We start from the raw sequence: 15,581 nt of genomic DNA, 5'->3' as shown, positions 1-15,581 counted from the left end.
GCTACGAGCTACGAGCTACGAGCTACGAGCTACGAGCTACGAGCTACGAGCTACGAGCTACGAGCTACGAGCTACGAGCTACGAGCTACGAAAAGCGGTTGCGAATTATCTGTGAGAATTGGAAAGGGCGAAGAGATGAGGCATGAGCAGATGGAGGTCTGGCAACGTGGTAAGCGTCTCAGCGTAGACGTTTATCGGGAGCTTCATAGCCTCCGTGATTTCGGGTTCAAAGACCAGATCACGCGCTCTGCGCTCTCGATTCCCAGCAACATCGCGGAAGGGTTCGAAAGATATACCGAGCGAGAAAAGTTCCGCTTCGTGTCTATTGCAAAAGGCTCGTGTGGCGAGTTTGCGACTCAGGCCTTGATCGGTATGGAAATAGGGTACATCGCTGAGCAGAAGGGCACTCAGTGGCGCAATGAAGCTATTCAGTTATCACGGATGCTTGGCGCTTTATTGAACGCTTTGGCGTCTGGCCAAGTAAAACACAAGTCTTGATGGAGATCACTGCCTGCTCGTAGCCCGAAGCTCGTGGCTCGCAGCGCTCGTACTCTTCACAAATGGGGGAAGAAACCGTGTCACACGCCTCACCGAAGATCTCAGAAAACATCGAAGCGTATCTGAAAGAGCACGAGCAGAAAGACCTGCTGCGCTTCATCACCTGCGGCAGCGTCGATGACGGCAAGTCGACCCTGATCGGCCGATTGCTGCACGACTCCAAGATGATCTACGAGGATCAGCTGGCGGCGATCACCCAGGCTTCCAAGATCAGCGGGACCACCGGCGACAAGGTCGATCTGGCGCTGCTGGTCGATGGCCTGCAGTCGGAGCGGGAGCAGGGCATCACCATCGATGTCGCCTACCGGTTCTTCTCCACCGACAAGCGCAAGTTCATCATCGCCGATACGCCGGGCCACGAGCAGTATACCCGCAACATGGCTACGGGTGCGTCGACTGCGAGCCTGGCGATCATTCTGATCGATGCGCGCTACGGCATTCAGACCCAGACTCGCCGTCACAGCTATATCTGCTCGCTGCTGGGCATTCGTCACCTGATCGTCGCCGTCAACAAGATGGATCTGGTCGACTATTCCCAGAATCGCTTCGACGAGATCGTCGCCGACTACAAGGAATTCTCGAAGAATCTCAACGACGACATCAATCTGCATTTCGTGCCGATATCGGCACTGGAAGGCGACAATGTCGTCAACGACAGCGAGAACATGAGCTGGTACGCACAAGGCGGTGGCGAACCGCTGCTGCGCCTGCTGGAAGGCGTGGACGTCAAACACGACAGCAACCTTGTGGATCTGCGCTTCCCGGTACAGTACGTCAACCGGCCGAACCTCGACTTCCGGGGCTACTGCGGCACACTGGCGGCCGGCATTCTTCGCCCGGGCGACGCCATTCGCGTGCTCGGTTCCGGCAGGACATCCACCGTCGAAAGCCTCGTAACCTACGATGGCGAACTCGAGGTTGCCTATCCCGATCAGGCAATCACCGTCACGCTTGCCGACGAGATCGATATCTCCCGTGGCGACATGCTTGTCGCGGCGGACAGCAAGCTGGAGCCGACCACGGCGTTCACCGCGGACATCGTCTGGATGCACGATACGCCGCTGGAAGTGGGGCGCGAGTACGAGCTCAAGGCGGGCACCAGCGTCGTCAGCGGTCGCGTAGCGCGGATCGTCCACCAGACCGACGTCAACACGCTCGAGCGCCATCCGGCCAGAGAAATCCCGCTCAACGGCATCGCGCGCTGCCAGATCGAAGTGAAGCAGCCGCTGGGGCTCGACCCTTACACGCGCTCACCGCACTCCGGCAACTTCATCATCATCGACCGCATGACCAACGTCACCGTGGGTGCCGGCATGGTGGTGGAAACGCTCAGCGCCAGCAACATCGTCTGGCACGACATGGCCGTGACCAAGCAGCGTCGCGCCGAACGCAATCACCAGAAGCCGTGCATCATCTGGTTCACCGGGCTTTCTGGCGCAGGCAAGTCAACCTCTGCCAACGCGCTCGAGCGCCAACTGTTCGGCATGGGCTACAGCACCTACCTGCTGGACGGCGACAACGTGCGCCATGGTCTATGCGGCGATCTCGGCTTCAGCGACGATCATCGTCAGGAAAACATTCGTCGCGTAGGCGAAGTCGCCAAGCTGATGGTCGATGCCGGCATGATCACGCTGGTTTCGTTCATCTCGCCGTTCCAGCGCGACAGAGACCTGGTCCGCAACATGGTCGACAGCGACGAATTCATCGAAGTGTTCGTGAACACATCGTTGGCAGTCTGTGAAGAGCGCGACCCCAAAGGTCTCTACCAAAAGGCCCGCGCCGGAGAGATCGAAGACTTCACCGGGATCAGCTCGCCTTACGAAGCCCCCACGAATCCGGAAATCGAGATCAATACGGGCGAACTGAGCGTAGAAGATACCGTCAAGGAGCTGGTGCTGAAGCTACGGCAATATAGTGTAATCGTATAAGCGTGCTAAATATTATTGTGTCGACTGTAATAATGCTGAGGAGTGTTGTGGTTGGGTAGTTTATTTCTACTAAATTGTAGAGTTTTGTCTGCACTGATACGTTAAGCAACGTGAAGATGCAATATCTTTTAAGATGCAGCGTTTCTGTTGTAGGCAAGTCTGCGAAGACACCATACACTCGTGAAATCAAGGCTATGGATTGGCCAACTTTTCGTTTGCTGCGCGTTGCACCCGGGATGGTGCGACAAGCAAAACGCCTGAGACCACTCTGATAATCAGCGTGTCTTTTGATAGTGGGCCAATTCTCGGCAATAGTGGCTGAGATGGCTCTATGCGCCGATTTTTCATTGTTTCGTCCATCAGGTTGAACAGACAATATGCCAAACGCTTTTTTCAACGGGGCTTTCTCTGGCTGTAGCCGAATCGGAAGATGGCTAGCGGCAGGGGCTCTAGTCGTAACCTTTTCGGGTTGCGCTTCGCAGGGTCATTATAATGGTAACAATATTGGCACCATGCAGGGCGCGGCAGCGCTCGTCCCCGAGATATCTCACTTTCTCGACAACGCCACGCCTGGCAGTCTCTCTGCTTTTCCCAGAACCCCGTGGGGTTCGAACGTCTCTGTTATTGTTCAGGAACGTTACTTCGCTGCGAGTGGTCGACTTTGCGTGCATTTAGATATCGCGAGAAACAATGCCGAAGAAGATGTGCTTCAGAATAGCCAGAATCCCCAAGTGGCTTGTCTTATAAAAGATAGTGGCTGGTATACCCAGCGTTTGGTTACTCGAACGTTGACCAATCCAAGCACTCCGTAACAAAAATCCCCTCCTTTTGAATCAGCTTCCGCGTGTATCGTTTTCCGATCAGCTAAATCATTTTCTTAAATCGCTAAACCGTCATTCTAACTTTAGAAGACAGACTGCGAGCCGTGTGATTACAACAGGAAGTATTGCATGAAACATGCAGCATCGTTTTTCCGGGCCGGGTGTCTGGTGGCGGTAGCGTGCCTGAACGTCGGGGTGGCCAATGCCCAATCCTTCGGTTCCAGCAGCATTATTCCGCAGGACCAGCAAGCCCAATCGGTGACTTCTCAGGGGCAAGGCGCCGACGGGCAGCACGCCCAGCAACAGGCTCAGCAGGCTGTCGAAGATCAGCCACGGGCCAACTGGAACAGCGCCAACTACGGCCCGGTCGATCCGAACCAGCCGCCGGTCGACCCCAACCTGTTGCCGCCATTTGGGGCCAACCTGTTTACCGGTGGCTTCCGTGGCGTGATGGCCGATGGTCTTAACCCCGGCTACACCATCAAGCCTGGAGACCAGATCAATCTACGGGTCTGGGGTGGCACCGAGATGCAGAGCGTGCTGACGGTAGATTCTCAGGGCAATATCTTCTTGCCCGGCATCGGGCCGCTCAACGTGCAGGGCACGTCCAATAGTGAACTCAATTCCCGCGTGACCAGCGCGATCAAGTCGGTCTACCCGGAAAACGTCCAGGTCTACACCAATCTGCAGGGCGTGCAGCCGGTCGGCGTGTTCGTGACCGGCTATGTCAAGAATCCTGGCCGCTACTCCGGTACGCCGAGCGATTCGATGCTCTACTTCCTCGATCAGGCCGGTGGTATCGACCAGACCTTGGGCAGCTATCGCCAGATCGCGATCAAGCGCGGCGGCCGCATCGTCGACACGATCGATCTCTATGACTTCCTGATCGACGGCAACATGCCGCATTCGCAGTTCCGCGATGGCGATACCATCGTTGTCGAAGAGCGTGGCCCGGCGGTCGCCGTGGTGGGGGACGTTCAGCGCCCGTTCCGCTACGAGCTGGCAGGGGAAAGCCTGACCGGTGGCGATGTGACCAACCTGGCACGTCTGCGCTCCGGCGTGTCTCATGTGCTGTTGCGCGGAGATCGTCCGGAAGGGCCGATCGCGCGCTACCTGACGCTGGATGAGTTCCGCACGGCGGAGATCGAGCGCGGTGACGAGGTTATGTTCAGTGCCGATCAGCGTGCCGAAAGCATCGTCGTGCAGGTCGAAGGCAGCTACTACGGGCCTTCTCGTTACGTGCTGCCGCGGGATGCGCATCTGGGCGAGTTCCTGAACGCGATCAGCGTGCCCAAGAGCATGACCAGCTATCAGGACGTTTCGATTCGCCGCGAAAGCGTCGCGGAGCAGCAGGAAGAGTCGCTCAACGAGAGCCTGGACCGGCTCGAGCAGACCTACCTCGGCTACCCGGCGCGGACGACCGGAGAAGGCGAGATTCAGGTTCGCCAGGCCGAGCTGATCGAACGCTTCGTGCAGAAGGCACGCCAGACCGAACCCACCGGTCGGTTGGTCGTCGCCCGCGGCGACAGCATCGCCGATATTCGCCTGCAGGATGGCGATGTGGTCACCATTCCGGAAAGCTCGGATTCCGTGCTGCTGAGCGGCGAAGTGACGATTCCCCAGGCCATGGTCTACACCCCCGGCATGAGCGCCGAGGACTACATTCGCCAAGCCGGCGGTTTCACGCCTCGCGCGGATGACGACCAGGTGCTGGTGGTGCATCGCAACGGCGCAGTCATCCGTACCGACGACACAGACGTTCGCGCCGGTGACGAGATCATGGTGCTGCCGGCCGCGCCGACCAGCAATATCGAGCTGGCGACCAGCATCACACAGATCCTTTATCAGGTGGCCGTTGCGACCAAGGTCGCGCTGGATCTTTGATTACTCGCTACGCCCCGCACGATTCTGCTGAGCCGTGCGGATCGGCTTTTTTCTACAAGCGCTGTGCGCTCTTAATAGCGATAACGCTATGTCTCGATCGAATTCTTTATTGACCGATCTACGTCAGTCTTGGCCCGTGACCTGGAATGTATGGCACGCGATGTTCATGCGTGAAATGACTGCCCGGACCATGTCTGATCGGATGGCTTGGTTCTGGATGATCTTCGAGCCGATGGTAATTACTGGAATCATGATAGCAATTCGCGCGCTTACTATGGGAGGGCAGCATATTGCAGGCGCGGACTTTATCCCTTGGGTATTAGTGGGTCTAATGGGGTTCACGCTATTCCGGGAAAATATGATGCGCCTACTTGGTGCCGTCGATGCAAATATGGGCTTGTTTACTTATCGGCAAGTCAAACCGGTCGATACCGTACTGGTGCGTGGTTTTTTGGAATTTGTGCTCAAGTCTTTTATTTTTCTTCTCTTTATAGTCTTGGGAAGTTTATTGAAGTTTGATTTACTACCTCACCGACCCTTAGAGGCTTTGTTTGATTGGCTGTCATTATGGATGTTGGGGTTGGGCGCTGGAATCCTGGCATCAGCGGCCGCATCATTGGTAACAGAAATAGGCAATATCGTTAAGCTGACGAATTTGCCTTTGCTTATTATGTCGGGGGTAATATTCCCCTTGAATTATATTCCTCATCAATATCAGCGATATGTTCTCTTGAACCCGATCGTGCATGGTTTGGAAAGTTTACGGCTCAATTTCCTTCCAGGTTATCATAGTCTAAACGGTATAGATCTGACTTATTTATGGTTTTGGGCGTTAACCATGTTGACGTTAGGGTTGATGCTTCATCTTCGTTTCCAGGACCGGCTGAAAGCCCGCTAAACGGATGCACTATTATTAGCTATGATTGAAATTAGCAACCTATATAAAAGATACCACAATCACCACGGCAGTGATTGGGTTCTGAAAGATATCAACTTATTGATACCTAAAAACGTTAGTGTTGGCCTTATTGGTCGAAATGGCGCCGGTAAGTCAACGCTGTTGCGCCTGATCGGGGGTATGGATTCTCCCGATAAAGGCTCCATCCGCCGTCAATGCAAAGTTTCTTGGCCAATTGGTTTGGGCGGTGGCTTCCAAGGCTCCATGACCGGGCGCCAGAATGTAAAATTCGTTGCTCGCATTCACAACCATGGTAGAGATGCCAGCGATATCATTCGCAGAGTCGAAGAGTTTGCCGAGATTGGAGAGGCATTCGACGAGCCGGTCAAGACCTATTCGTCGGGAATGCGCGCACGCCTACAGTTTGGACTTTCCCTTGCTTTCGACTTCGATGTCTATCTCTCTGACGAAGCCACGGCCGTAGGGGATCGAGCCTTCAAGACCAAGGCAAAGAAGGCCTTCGCTGATCGAGTCTCCCAAGCTAGCTTGATCATGGTTTCTCATGGTGAAGGCATTCTAAAGGAAATGTGCCAAGCAGGTGTTTTCTTGGATAAAGGCGAAGCCATTTGGTTCGATGATATCAAGGATGCGATTAAGACTTACCATGACACGTATAACATCAATCAAGGCAAGCCTAAGCCTGTGAAGAAGGCGCCACCCAAAGCGGCGCCGCTGACCTCGTTAGAACTCAGTAGGCAAGAGGTTGAAGATATTTCAAATAAATTAGCTAAGCTTAAAAACCCAGAGTCTAGGCCAAGGGAGAGCAAGGAAAAGAATGAGCGGGAAATAAAGGTTCTTACAGAAAGATTGGCCGTTCACCAAAATATTCTTGCACAGCTCGAAAAGCTGGAAGGCAAAGGCGGTGATCCGAAGCAAAAAGCTTCAGCACAGCTGTCATGATCTTAGCTTCGAACATACCTCTTGTCTGGAAATTTGAATGAAAGCCTTTATTAAAAAATATCCCCATTGGGCGATCTGCTTGGCCTTGATAGTTGTAGTGTCATCTTATTGGGCGATATGGGCTAGTGATCGTTATGTCTCCCATACCAATGTCGTTCTGGAAAGCCCGCAAATATCAGCGCCGGAAATTAATTTCAGCTCACTGTTATCGGGAAGCGGCTCCGCAAATACCGCAGACATGTTGGTCCTACGTGATTATCTGCTTTCCATGGATATGCTTCAGCTCCTGGTCAAGAAGGCCGACTTCCGACAGCACTATTCGCAAAATGGAGACATTTTTAGTCGACTGAGCGACTCGGACGTGCCATTGGAGGAGTTGCAAGATTATTACTTGAAGCGTGCTTCCGTGGAACTGGATGACTACGCTGGTGTGCTCCGCATCGATGTCGAGGCTTATACATCCGAGGAAGCGCACAAGATTGCCCAGTTGCTTCTGACGGAAGGCGAACGCCATATGAATGAGATGGGGCGTCGGTTGGCGGAAGAGCAGGTGCGATTTTTGGAAATGCAGGTCAATGATCTCAAAAAGGATTTCAATCAGACCCGGCAAGCATTGTTGGACTACCAGAACGAGAATGGCTTGGTATCCCCAACAGGAACGGTAGAAAGCATCAGCTCAGTGGTGTCGACCTTGGAAGGCCAACTGGCGATCATGAAGGCGCGCAAGACGGCGCTTTCTAGCTACCAGAGTTCTCGCTCCGCAGAGATGATGCGAGTCAACAGTGAAATCGAGGCGCTAGAGCAGCAGATTGCTCATGAGAGAGATCGTGTCGCAAGACAAACGGGCAACGCCCTGAATGCCATTTCATCCGAATACCAAACGCTGCAACTTCAAGCTCAGTTCGCTCAGGAAAGTTATTCCGGGGCATTGTCAGCGTTGCAAAGCACGCGTATTGAAGCGGCCCGGAAGCTCAAACAGGTTTCAATTCTGCAATCTCCGACTATGCCCCAATATCCGGAAAAACCGGAACGTTTGTACAACATTACCGTGTTTGCGGTTATCGCACTATTTATTACTCTCATCATTAATATGTTGGTCTTGATCATCAAGGATCATCGTGACTGAACAACAGTTATGCATGAAGCCGGTCTTAATTGTATGTCGAGCGGAGAGTGCGCAGCAGGCACCTAAGTGGCTGTATGCGTCAGTATCAGGCTATTGCGGCATGGTTAGCCAATACGGTGTGGATGCAAATCCGGCACACCACATTTGCCTTGGAGGAAAGTGGTTGGGTCTATGTGACCTTTTTCGGCAGCAACCCAAGTTGCTGGATGAGCATGAGTATTTTTGGTTCCCAGACGACGATATCCAAACGACACCTGAAGATATCCAGCGATTTTTCAGATTATGCCAGCTTAGAGGCTTTGAGCTGGCACAGCCTGCACTTACGCCCAATAGTGTTTATGCCTATCGACTGACAGTAGGCAACCCGTGGTTCGAATATCGACTAACGAATTTTGTCGAGCTGATGATGCCATTGATGCATAAAAAACTGCTAATCCAGCTTTTACCTATAATGGCTGATAAACATGCGGCGCTAGGCGTAGACTGGTTGTGGCATCAATTGGTTTCCAAACCCAGGGAACAGGTGGCTATTATTGATAGCGTTAAAATGGGCCATTATCGGCCGCGTAATACGCACTTAGTCTCCCGTATGCGAGCGCATGAAATCGATCTTTTGGAAGAGCGTAAACAGACTTTCAAGGAACTAGGTATTAAGCCATATCAGCATGCTGCACATGCAGGGCGATTGTTAAACGGGATTAAAGTGAAAGGGCTGTGTGCCAAGCTCAATGTTGTGATGGGGTATTTCACTATTCGGAAAAAAATTACACAGCAGCGTTGGAAGTACAAACACTACCGAGCTTTTTTAAGCGCAGGCAAGGCTGAAGGGCAGTAATACACAAATTCGGTTGGCAAGGGTGATATCTCATGAAGCGAATATGTATTGTTGGTGCTGGTTTTAGTGGTGCGGTAATTGCACGTAGACTGTCTGAGTGCGGTTACAAATGCTTAGTAATCGATGAGCGCGAGCATCCTGCCGGTAACTGCCATACAGAGCGTGATGCCGAGAGCGGCGTCATGGTGCACAAATACGGTCCTCATATATTTCATACTAATGATGAGCGAGTATGGAACTATATAAACCGCTTTGGTGAGATGATGCCCTACGTAAATCGCGTCAAGGCCACTGTCAAAGGCCAGGTTTATTCCATGCCCATCAATCTTCATACCATCAATCAGTTCTTTGGCAAATGTATGTCACCTGCCGAGGCCAAGGCCTTTATCGAGAGCCAGGCACGCATGGATATTACCGACCCGCAGACTTTCGAGGAGCAGGCTCTACGTTTCGTGGGGGATAATATTTACCAAGGCTTCTTCGCAGGTTACACCCGCAAGCAGTGGGGCGTGGACCCCAGTCAACTTCCAGCGTCAATTCTGAAGCGCTTGCCTCTGCGCTTCAACTACGAAGATAATTACTTTAATCATCCCTATCAGGGTATGCCGCGCAATGGTTATACCGCTATTGTCGAGAATATCCTCGGCCACGAGAATATTGAGCTGCGCTTAGATTGCAAATATGAAGATTTAACAGAAGAATTCGAACATATCTTCTATTCAGGTCCGCTAGATCGTTATTTCAATTACGACTTGGGCCGTTTAGGCTACCGCACGCTCGATTTCGAGCCTGTTCATGCCGAGGGGGACTTTCAGGGTACGGCTGTGATGAACTACCCTGACAGCGAGATACCCTTCACTCGGATCGCTGAGCATAAACATTTCGCGCCTTGGGAAAGCGACAGCTTCGCCAAGACCATTGCCTTTCGTGAATATAGTCGTTCATGCGGTCCGGATGATATTCCTTATTATCCCATCCGCCTGGTCGCTGAGACCGAACTGTTGGAGAAGTACCAGACGCGGGCAAAGCAGGAAAAAAATGTCACCTTCGTCGGCCGCCTGGGCACGTACCAATACCTAGATATGGATGTCACGATAGGCCGAGCATTGGATGTGGCTGAAGCCTATCTACAGATGCTCATAAATGAATAACCTGATGGAATCTTCCATGAAAGAACATCAGTTGATGCAAGCGCTCGAGACGAGTCTCGTCCAGCGGCTCGTCATGCCGGATCCAGGCGTCAATAGCGAATATCTCTTGTTTTTCCATCACGAGGGGGGGCTGGCAGGGTACGATACACGGCAGCAAGCTTATTTCGCCCAGCGCGGTGCACTAATCCGGTTTGACAGTTATTTCAATGCTTTCCCCGCGCATCTGTATGACCTAGACAGCCACAACGTTGCCGTGGAGGTCAAAGCTACCGGGAAGTTCTCCATCAAGATTGTCATGGCGCGCCGCGGTCGCAGTTGGGAGCACCTGTACCAGAGCAAGATCGAACTCCGCGAAGGCGAGAGTGAAAGCATTCGTCTTCCGAACATCGAACTCGACGGTCTGATCTATGTTGAAATCGTTGCTCTGGACGACGTGCTCATCCACGAAGTTGATTATTATATTTTGGGGATCCCACACCAGGATGTATCGCTTACCGGGGTCATAACGACCTTCAAACGCAACGACGCTGTGCAGCGAACCGGTCGCCGCTTGCAGGCCTATTTCGAGGCCAACCCCGACTTGCTGCCGCGCTTCCAATTGCTTGTTATTGATAACGGAGGTGATACGGATACCATATCCTTTACCAAGGGAAGAGTTATCAAGAATCGTAATCTTGGTGGGGCGGGGGGCTTTACCCGAGGCTTGCTGGAAACCGTTGAAAATAAACTTTCATCCCATGTCTTGTTTATGGATGATGACGCGGGTTTTTTTCCGGAGTCATTGCGGCGTACGATCTCCGTTCTGCGGTTCTCCAAATCAGAAAAGCGCGCAGTGGCCGGCGCAATGATCACTGAAGCCCACAAGTGGCGTATGTGGGAAAACGGTGCCACCTTCGATCAGCGTTGCCGCCCCATTGATAAAGGGCGCGATCTGCGAAACTTCGGCGAAGTGCTGGCTATGTCCGTGGGGCAACCCCGCAATGTCGAGAATAAATATGCAGGCTGGTGGTATTTCTGCTTTCCTGTCGTGTCGGTAAAGATTTGGCCATTTCCTTTCTTTGTTCGTGGAGACGATAGCTACTTCTCGCTGGCCAATGACTTCGACATTCTGACAATACCTGGTGTAGTGGCTATCCAAGAGGATTTTTTTGCTAAGCAGACGCCGCTGACGCTTTATCTGGATATGCGCTATCATATTGTTCATCACTTAACTTTTAATAACCTTGATATTGGTAAAAAATCTCTTCGTAAAATGATGACGCGGTTTTTTGATCGATTTAATAATAGTTATCATTATGAATCTGCCGCCGCAATTTGCCAAGCTATTGAAGATGTGCTTCAGGTCGATACTTTCTGGGAGAAAAACATCGATATGGCAGAGCGAAGAAAACTGATCAGTGGATCTATCGAGAACGAAAGAATTCAGGATGGTCTTTCAGTGGATCTCAATAGGTTGGCACGCCATTCGCCGCGTCGTAACAAAGGGCGCTGGGTTGGTATGCTGCGGCGTTTCAGCTTCAATGGGCACTTGATTCCCGAGACTTTCCAGTACAAAAAGGGTGTCAGGTTACCTTTGGATGTACGCGCTATCGAGCATGACACATTCTTGCGTCCATATACTGTTACTATGGATGACACTACGGGAAGGGGATATGTGTGTAAGTTTGATAGACAGACTTATTTCAAGAATCGCAAGCGCTTCCTAAAGCTGGCCAAGCGTTTGGAGAGTGAATATCCGAAATTGCGTGAAGGCTACGCAGAAGCATCTTTTACCCTTACTACAAAACGTGCTTGGTTTGAACGTTTGCGGGATGAATAAGCTAAGACATGGCTGAATAATTATCGGTTATGTCATTTTTATGGATAAGTTAATTAACTTTTGTTAAGTTTACTTTCTGTCTATTTAAAAGATGGTTTCTATCTAAACGCGTTCATTGAGTTTGGTTTTTATAGTGAAGCCAACCCAATAATCAATGGCCAGCTCGAGTTTAAATTTTCCATTGTATGGTTGTGTATGGAAATGTTGAGTTTGAAAATTTTCCTAAAGTAGAGATGTCCGAGGTGAATCTTGAAGAATATTAAGTTTATTGGTTCTCGTTCAGCTATAACCTCTATTCTTACGGAAGTGGAACAGGCTTCTTTGCCGAATTTGTTTTATATAGGGCCAGCTCGATCGGGATCTACTACTTTTCATAGTATCTGTAGCACTTCGAAAAATATTTATGCGCCTCGCCTAAAGGAGACGAACTTTTTAACATGCTGGGATCGTAGGTTCAAAGGTCCTGCTGAAACAGCTATTTTTCATAGTGGTATTAATTTTAGCTCTTTGGCTGAAGGAAATATTCAGCACTGCGCCGTTACTTCAAGTCTTTCAGATTACTTGGAGCTTTATAATGGATCGGATATGTATAGGTGGAGAGTGGATATTTCTCCATCTTATAGTTATTACTGCGATTTGTTTTTACAAAATCTGTCTCAGTTTGTTGATACAACGGTTATCTTTAATCCTCGGGATCCAGTCTCTCGGTTGCTGTCAAATTATAAATCTGTATCAGAAAGAAAAGGTCCCGAGACGGTGCTGGAAACGTATAATTACGAAGAAGTCAGGCTGGCTAGGGGATGGGAGTTTTATTGGGCTATTAGAACGCAAAGCTTATATTCTGGAGTAATTGATAGGCTTGCGAATTCTGGCGCTAAAGTAATGCTTGATACATACGAGAATACTTTTTTCAATAAAGGGATTTCCAGTATAATGCAATATCTGGGGGAGGTTTATAGCTCTGAGCCTACAAGATATAATAGTACTATGGAGTCTCCGTTTATTGAGGTGCTTTCTATTGGGGATCTTATTTCAAAAAGAAGCGACGGTGGGGCTGAGAAATATTTGACCAATCATGGGTTTAACTATAATGATATTCGTGAGGTTAATATTAAAAGCGGATGGGAAAATGCGCTAAGTGAGAAGACCCTGCGGAATTTGTGCCTGCCATTTGTAGCCGACTTAATGTGGTTAAGGGATAATTCTGAAATCTCACAGAAAATTAAAAAATGGCCTACTTATAAAGTCTGTGATGCTTTGAAACTTTTTCCATAAATTCCTGAGAGATTCCTATGACTTTTTCACAAGAGCGAATTTTGCAAAAAGTGCCGATGGTTTGTTTTGGCACTGAAAATTTCAAACCTTTATTTATTCGGTTTTGCGCTGACTTGGATGAACGATACGAAGTGAGTTATCATTCTATTGATGCTGATATAAAGAAGTCGCCGGGGGGCGGGGTGGATATATGGGTGAAAAAAATCAATCTCATGCTGAATGCAATTGACAAGTATAAAAATAATGAATATTTCATAATGGCAGATATTGATATTCAATGTTTTGATGGTTTTTTCGAAGAAATTGAAAGGTCTATAAAAGATAAAGATATGGTTTTTCAACAAGAAAATGATTTTCAAGGAGTCAATATAGGTATAATTGCATGTCGCCCTAATTCTAAAGTCAAAGCTTTCTGGGAGCTTATCAAGAAGCGCGTGATCGATGTTGGAAGGTGGGATCAGGCGATTGTCAATGATGTACTGTTTGGTTTCTCAGTAGGCCGATTTAAAGACCATGGCCTAGCAGTTGGTGTATTAGATAGAAAACTTTGGAACTGGTCGAGTGGTAGAATTGATTTAGATGTTGTGTGTCATCATGCTAATTGCGTTTCTGATATTGCTAGCAAGTGGACCCAAATGGATTTGGTACAAAAAATAATGGGGATTAGTCGAGAGATGCCAGATATCTTCGATGAAAGAACTTTCTTGGGTGTTTGGGATTTATTGATTTTAGGGAACAAGGAAAGTTTTAAGGTCGAGTTTGGCGTTTCTGGTAGTGTTAAAAGACATCGGCATCCTAATGAAAAGTATTGGGAGTACTCTCAGCAACGCAAAGCCCTTTATTTTTTAGATTTGAGAAAGAGAGTGTCTGCAGCGTTTACTCATTATTATTACGATCCGCATTTCAATCGTCATCTGTTGGCGGGAGAATTCCTGCATTTTGGTACCATGGAGTTCTATAAGTCCCCGCAAAAAATAGCTCTCTATAAGTAAGATGAAGTGAAAGCACTTGTTTTGACAATCATTGCTGCAGCTAATAGTTATAGCGGAGAGGTTGACAAGGAATATACATATTAATCCATTGGCTTGGATGTGATTTCGTTGATAGATAGACCAGTTATACTGGTGCATGGTCGGAGGTAGGTCGAAATGAGTGTTTTAATAATCGGTGGGGCTGGATATATCGGTTCTCATATGGTGAAGCAGCTCTCCAGGGCTAGCTATCCGGTTGTTGTGCTGGATAACCTAAGCACGGGGTTTCGCGAGCTTACTCGCTATGGCCAATTGACGGTGGGGGATCTGGCGGATACGGCTCTGCTCGAGCGGTTGTTCCATGAAAACTCGTTTGATGCCGTCATGCATTTTGCAGCTTGTAGCTTAGTTGGCGAATCGGTAACCGATCCGGCCAAATATTACCGCAACAATGTCTCCAACACGCTGAATCTGTTGGATATGATGGTGCGCCATGATGTGCGCCATTTCATTTTTTCCTCCACTGCAGCGACTTTCGGCGAGCCGGAGTACACGCCGATAGATGAGTCTCATCCGCAGAAGCCAATCAATCCTTACGGTGCCAGCAAGCTGATGGTGGAAAGGGCTCTGCAGGACTATGCCACGGCCTATGGGCTTAACTCGGTTTCCCTGCGCTACTTCAATGCCTGCGGTGCGGACCCGGAAGGTGAGCTGGGGGAGTGCCACGACCCGGAAACTCACTTGATTCCGCTGATCCTCCAGGCGGCTTCCGGGCGGCGGGAGAGAATCACTGTGTTTGGGCGTGATTATCCAACGGAAGATGGCACCTGTATTCGCGACTATATCCATATCGAGGATCTATGCGCGGCTCATGCGCTGGCGCTGGAAGCTCTCGTCAGTGGCAAGGTTTCAGGTGCCGCAGCCTATAACCTGGGCAACGGTAACGGATTTTCCGTGCAGCAAGTCATAGATGCGGCTAAAAGCTTGGTTGCCGAAGAAGGACGGAGTATCCATGTCGAAGAGGGAGAGCGTCGAGCAGGTGATCCAGCCGTTCTGGTAGCGGATGCCAAGAGAGCCAAGGAAGAGTTGGGCTGGATACCGCAATATGGCGATCTTTCCACGATTCTCGAGCACGCCTGGAAGTGGGAGAAGCATCTGGCTGAACTCTCGTAGATTTCTCATGAATAGGTGGGGCAACACCATGCAATGGATGAGATTTCCGGTTTGGTTTGGTGAGCTGTTCACCGGCGCCAAATCTTTCAAGGCCAACCCTCTCATTGAACTGCACCCCGAAAGTTGGACACCCATCCAACCTTCGGGGTGTTTTTGATGGCAAGATACGACGAGAACTTCAA

At 50.0% G+C, this 15,581-nt stretch carries 12 protein-coding genes; all 12 read left to right on the top strand.

What is annotated here, in order from left to right; genetic code table 11:
- Positions 1-498: four helix bundle protein (locus tag BC443_RS11685; protein ID WP_247643273.1), on the top strand; the 498-nt coding region annotated here is incomplete at its 5' end.
- A 77-nt stretch (positions 499-575) separates the two neighbouring features.
- Positions 576-2,486, top strand: coding sequence for a sulfate adenylyltransferase subunit CysN (gene cysN / locus BC443_RS11680; protein ID WP_071232022.1), 1,911 nt, complete (start codon positions 576-578; stop codon positions 2,484-2,486).
- A gap of 950 nt (positions 2,487-3,436) precedes the next feature.
- Complete coding sequence (locus BC443_RS11675) at positions 3,437-5,191, top strand: polysaccharide biosynthesis/export family protein (RefSeq protein WP_071232020.1); 1,755 nt, start codon at positions 3,437-3,439, stop codon at positions 5,189-5,191.
- A gap of 88 nt (positions 5,192-5,279) precedes the next feature.
- Complete coding sequence (locus BC443_RS11670; RefSeq protein WP_071232019.1) at positions 5,280-6,089, top strand: ABC transporter permease; 810 nt, start codon at positions 5,280-5,282, stop codon at positions 6,087-6,089.
- A 21-nt stretch (positions 6,090-6,110) separates the two neighbouring features.
- On the top strand, positions 6,111-7,049 hold the full coding sequence (locus tag BC443_RS11665) for an ABC transporter ATP-binding protein (RefSeq protein ID WP_083387358.1): 939 nt from the start codon (positions 6,111-6,113) through the stop codon (positions 7,047-7,049).
- A gap of 37 nt (positions 7,050-7,086) precedes the next feature.
- Positions 7,087-8,175, top strand: coding sequence for a chain-length determining protein (locus BC443_RS11660; RefSeq protein ID WP_071232018.1), 1,089 nt, complete (start codon positions 7,087-7,089; stop codon positions 8,173-8,175).
- A complete protein-coding gene (locus BC443_RS11655; RefSeq protein ID WP_139284300.1) occupies positions 8,168-9,010 on the top strand; it encodes a hypothetical protein in 843 nt (280 codons plus the stop codon). Before BC443_RS11660 ends, BC443_RS11655 begins: the two co-directional genes overlap by 8 nt.
- A 32-nt stretch (positions 9,011-9,042) precedes the next feature.
- Positions 9,043-10,161, top strand: coding sequence for a UDP-galactopyranose mutase (gene glf / locus BC443_RS11650; RefSeq protein WP_071232016.1), 1,119 nt, complete (start codon positions 9,043-9,045; stop codon positions 10,159-10,161).
- A 16-nt stretch (positions 10,162-10,177) separates the two neighbouring features.
- The gene (locus BC443_RS11645; RefSeq protein ID WP_071232015.1) at positions 10,178-11,980 is read left to right on the top strand and encodes a glycosyltransferase; all 1,803 of its coding nucleotides are present in this window, start codon (positions 10,178-10,180) and stop codon (positions 11,978-11,980) included.
- A gap of 249 nt (positions 11,981-12,229) precedes the next feature.
- Positions 12,230-13,255, top strand: a complete 1,026-nt coding sequence (locus BC443_RS18620) for a sulfotransferase (RefSeq protein ID WP_170835876.1) — start codon at positions 12,230-12,232, stop codon at positions 13,253-13,255.
- Positions 13,256-13,272: 17 nt separating this feature from the next.
- Positions 13,273-14,247 carry a putative nucleotide-diphospho-sugar transferase gene (locus BC443_RS11640; RefSeq protein WP_083387356.1) on the top strand — a complete coding sequence of 325 codons (975 nt, stop codon included), beginning with the start codon at positions 13,273-13,275 and terminating at the stop codon, positions 14,245-14,247.
- A gap of 156 nt (positions 14,248-14,403) precedes the next feature.
- Positions 14,404-15,399: a UDP-glucose 4-epimerase GalE gene (gene galE, locus BC443_RS11635; RefSeq protein WP_071232013.1), complete on the top strand. Its 996-nt coding sequence runs from the start codon at positions 14,404-14,406 to the stop codon at positions 15,397-15,399.
- The last annotated feature ends 182 nt before the right edge of the window (positions 15,400-15,581 follow it).

The sequence above is a fragment of the Salinicola sp. MIT1003 genome, assembly GCF_001858555.1.
Taxonomy (GTDB): Bacteria; Pseudomonadota; Gammaproteobacteria; order Pseudomonadales; family Halomonadaceae; genus Salinicola; species Salinicola salarius.
Note: the sequence above shows the minus strand (reverse complement) of the source record. Positions and strands in the feature narration are given on the sequence as shown.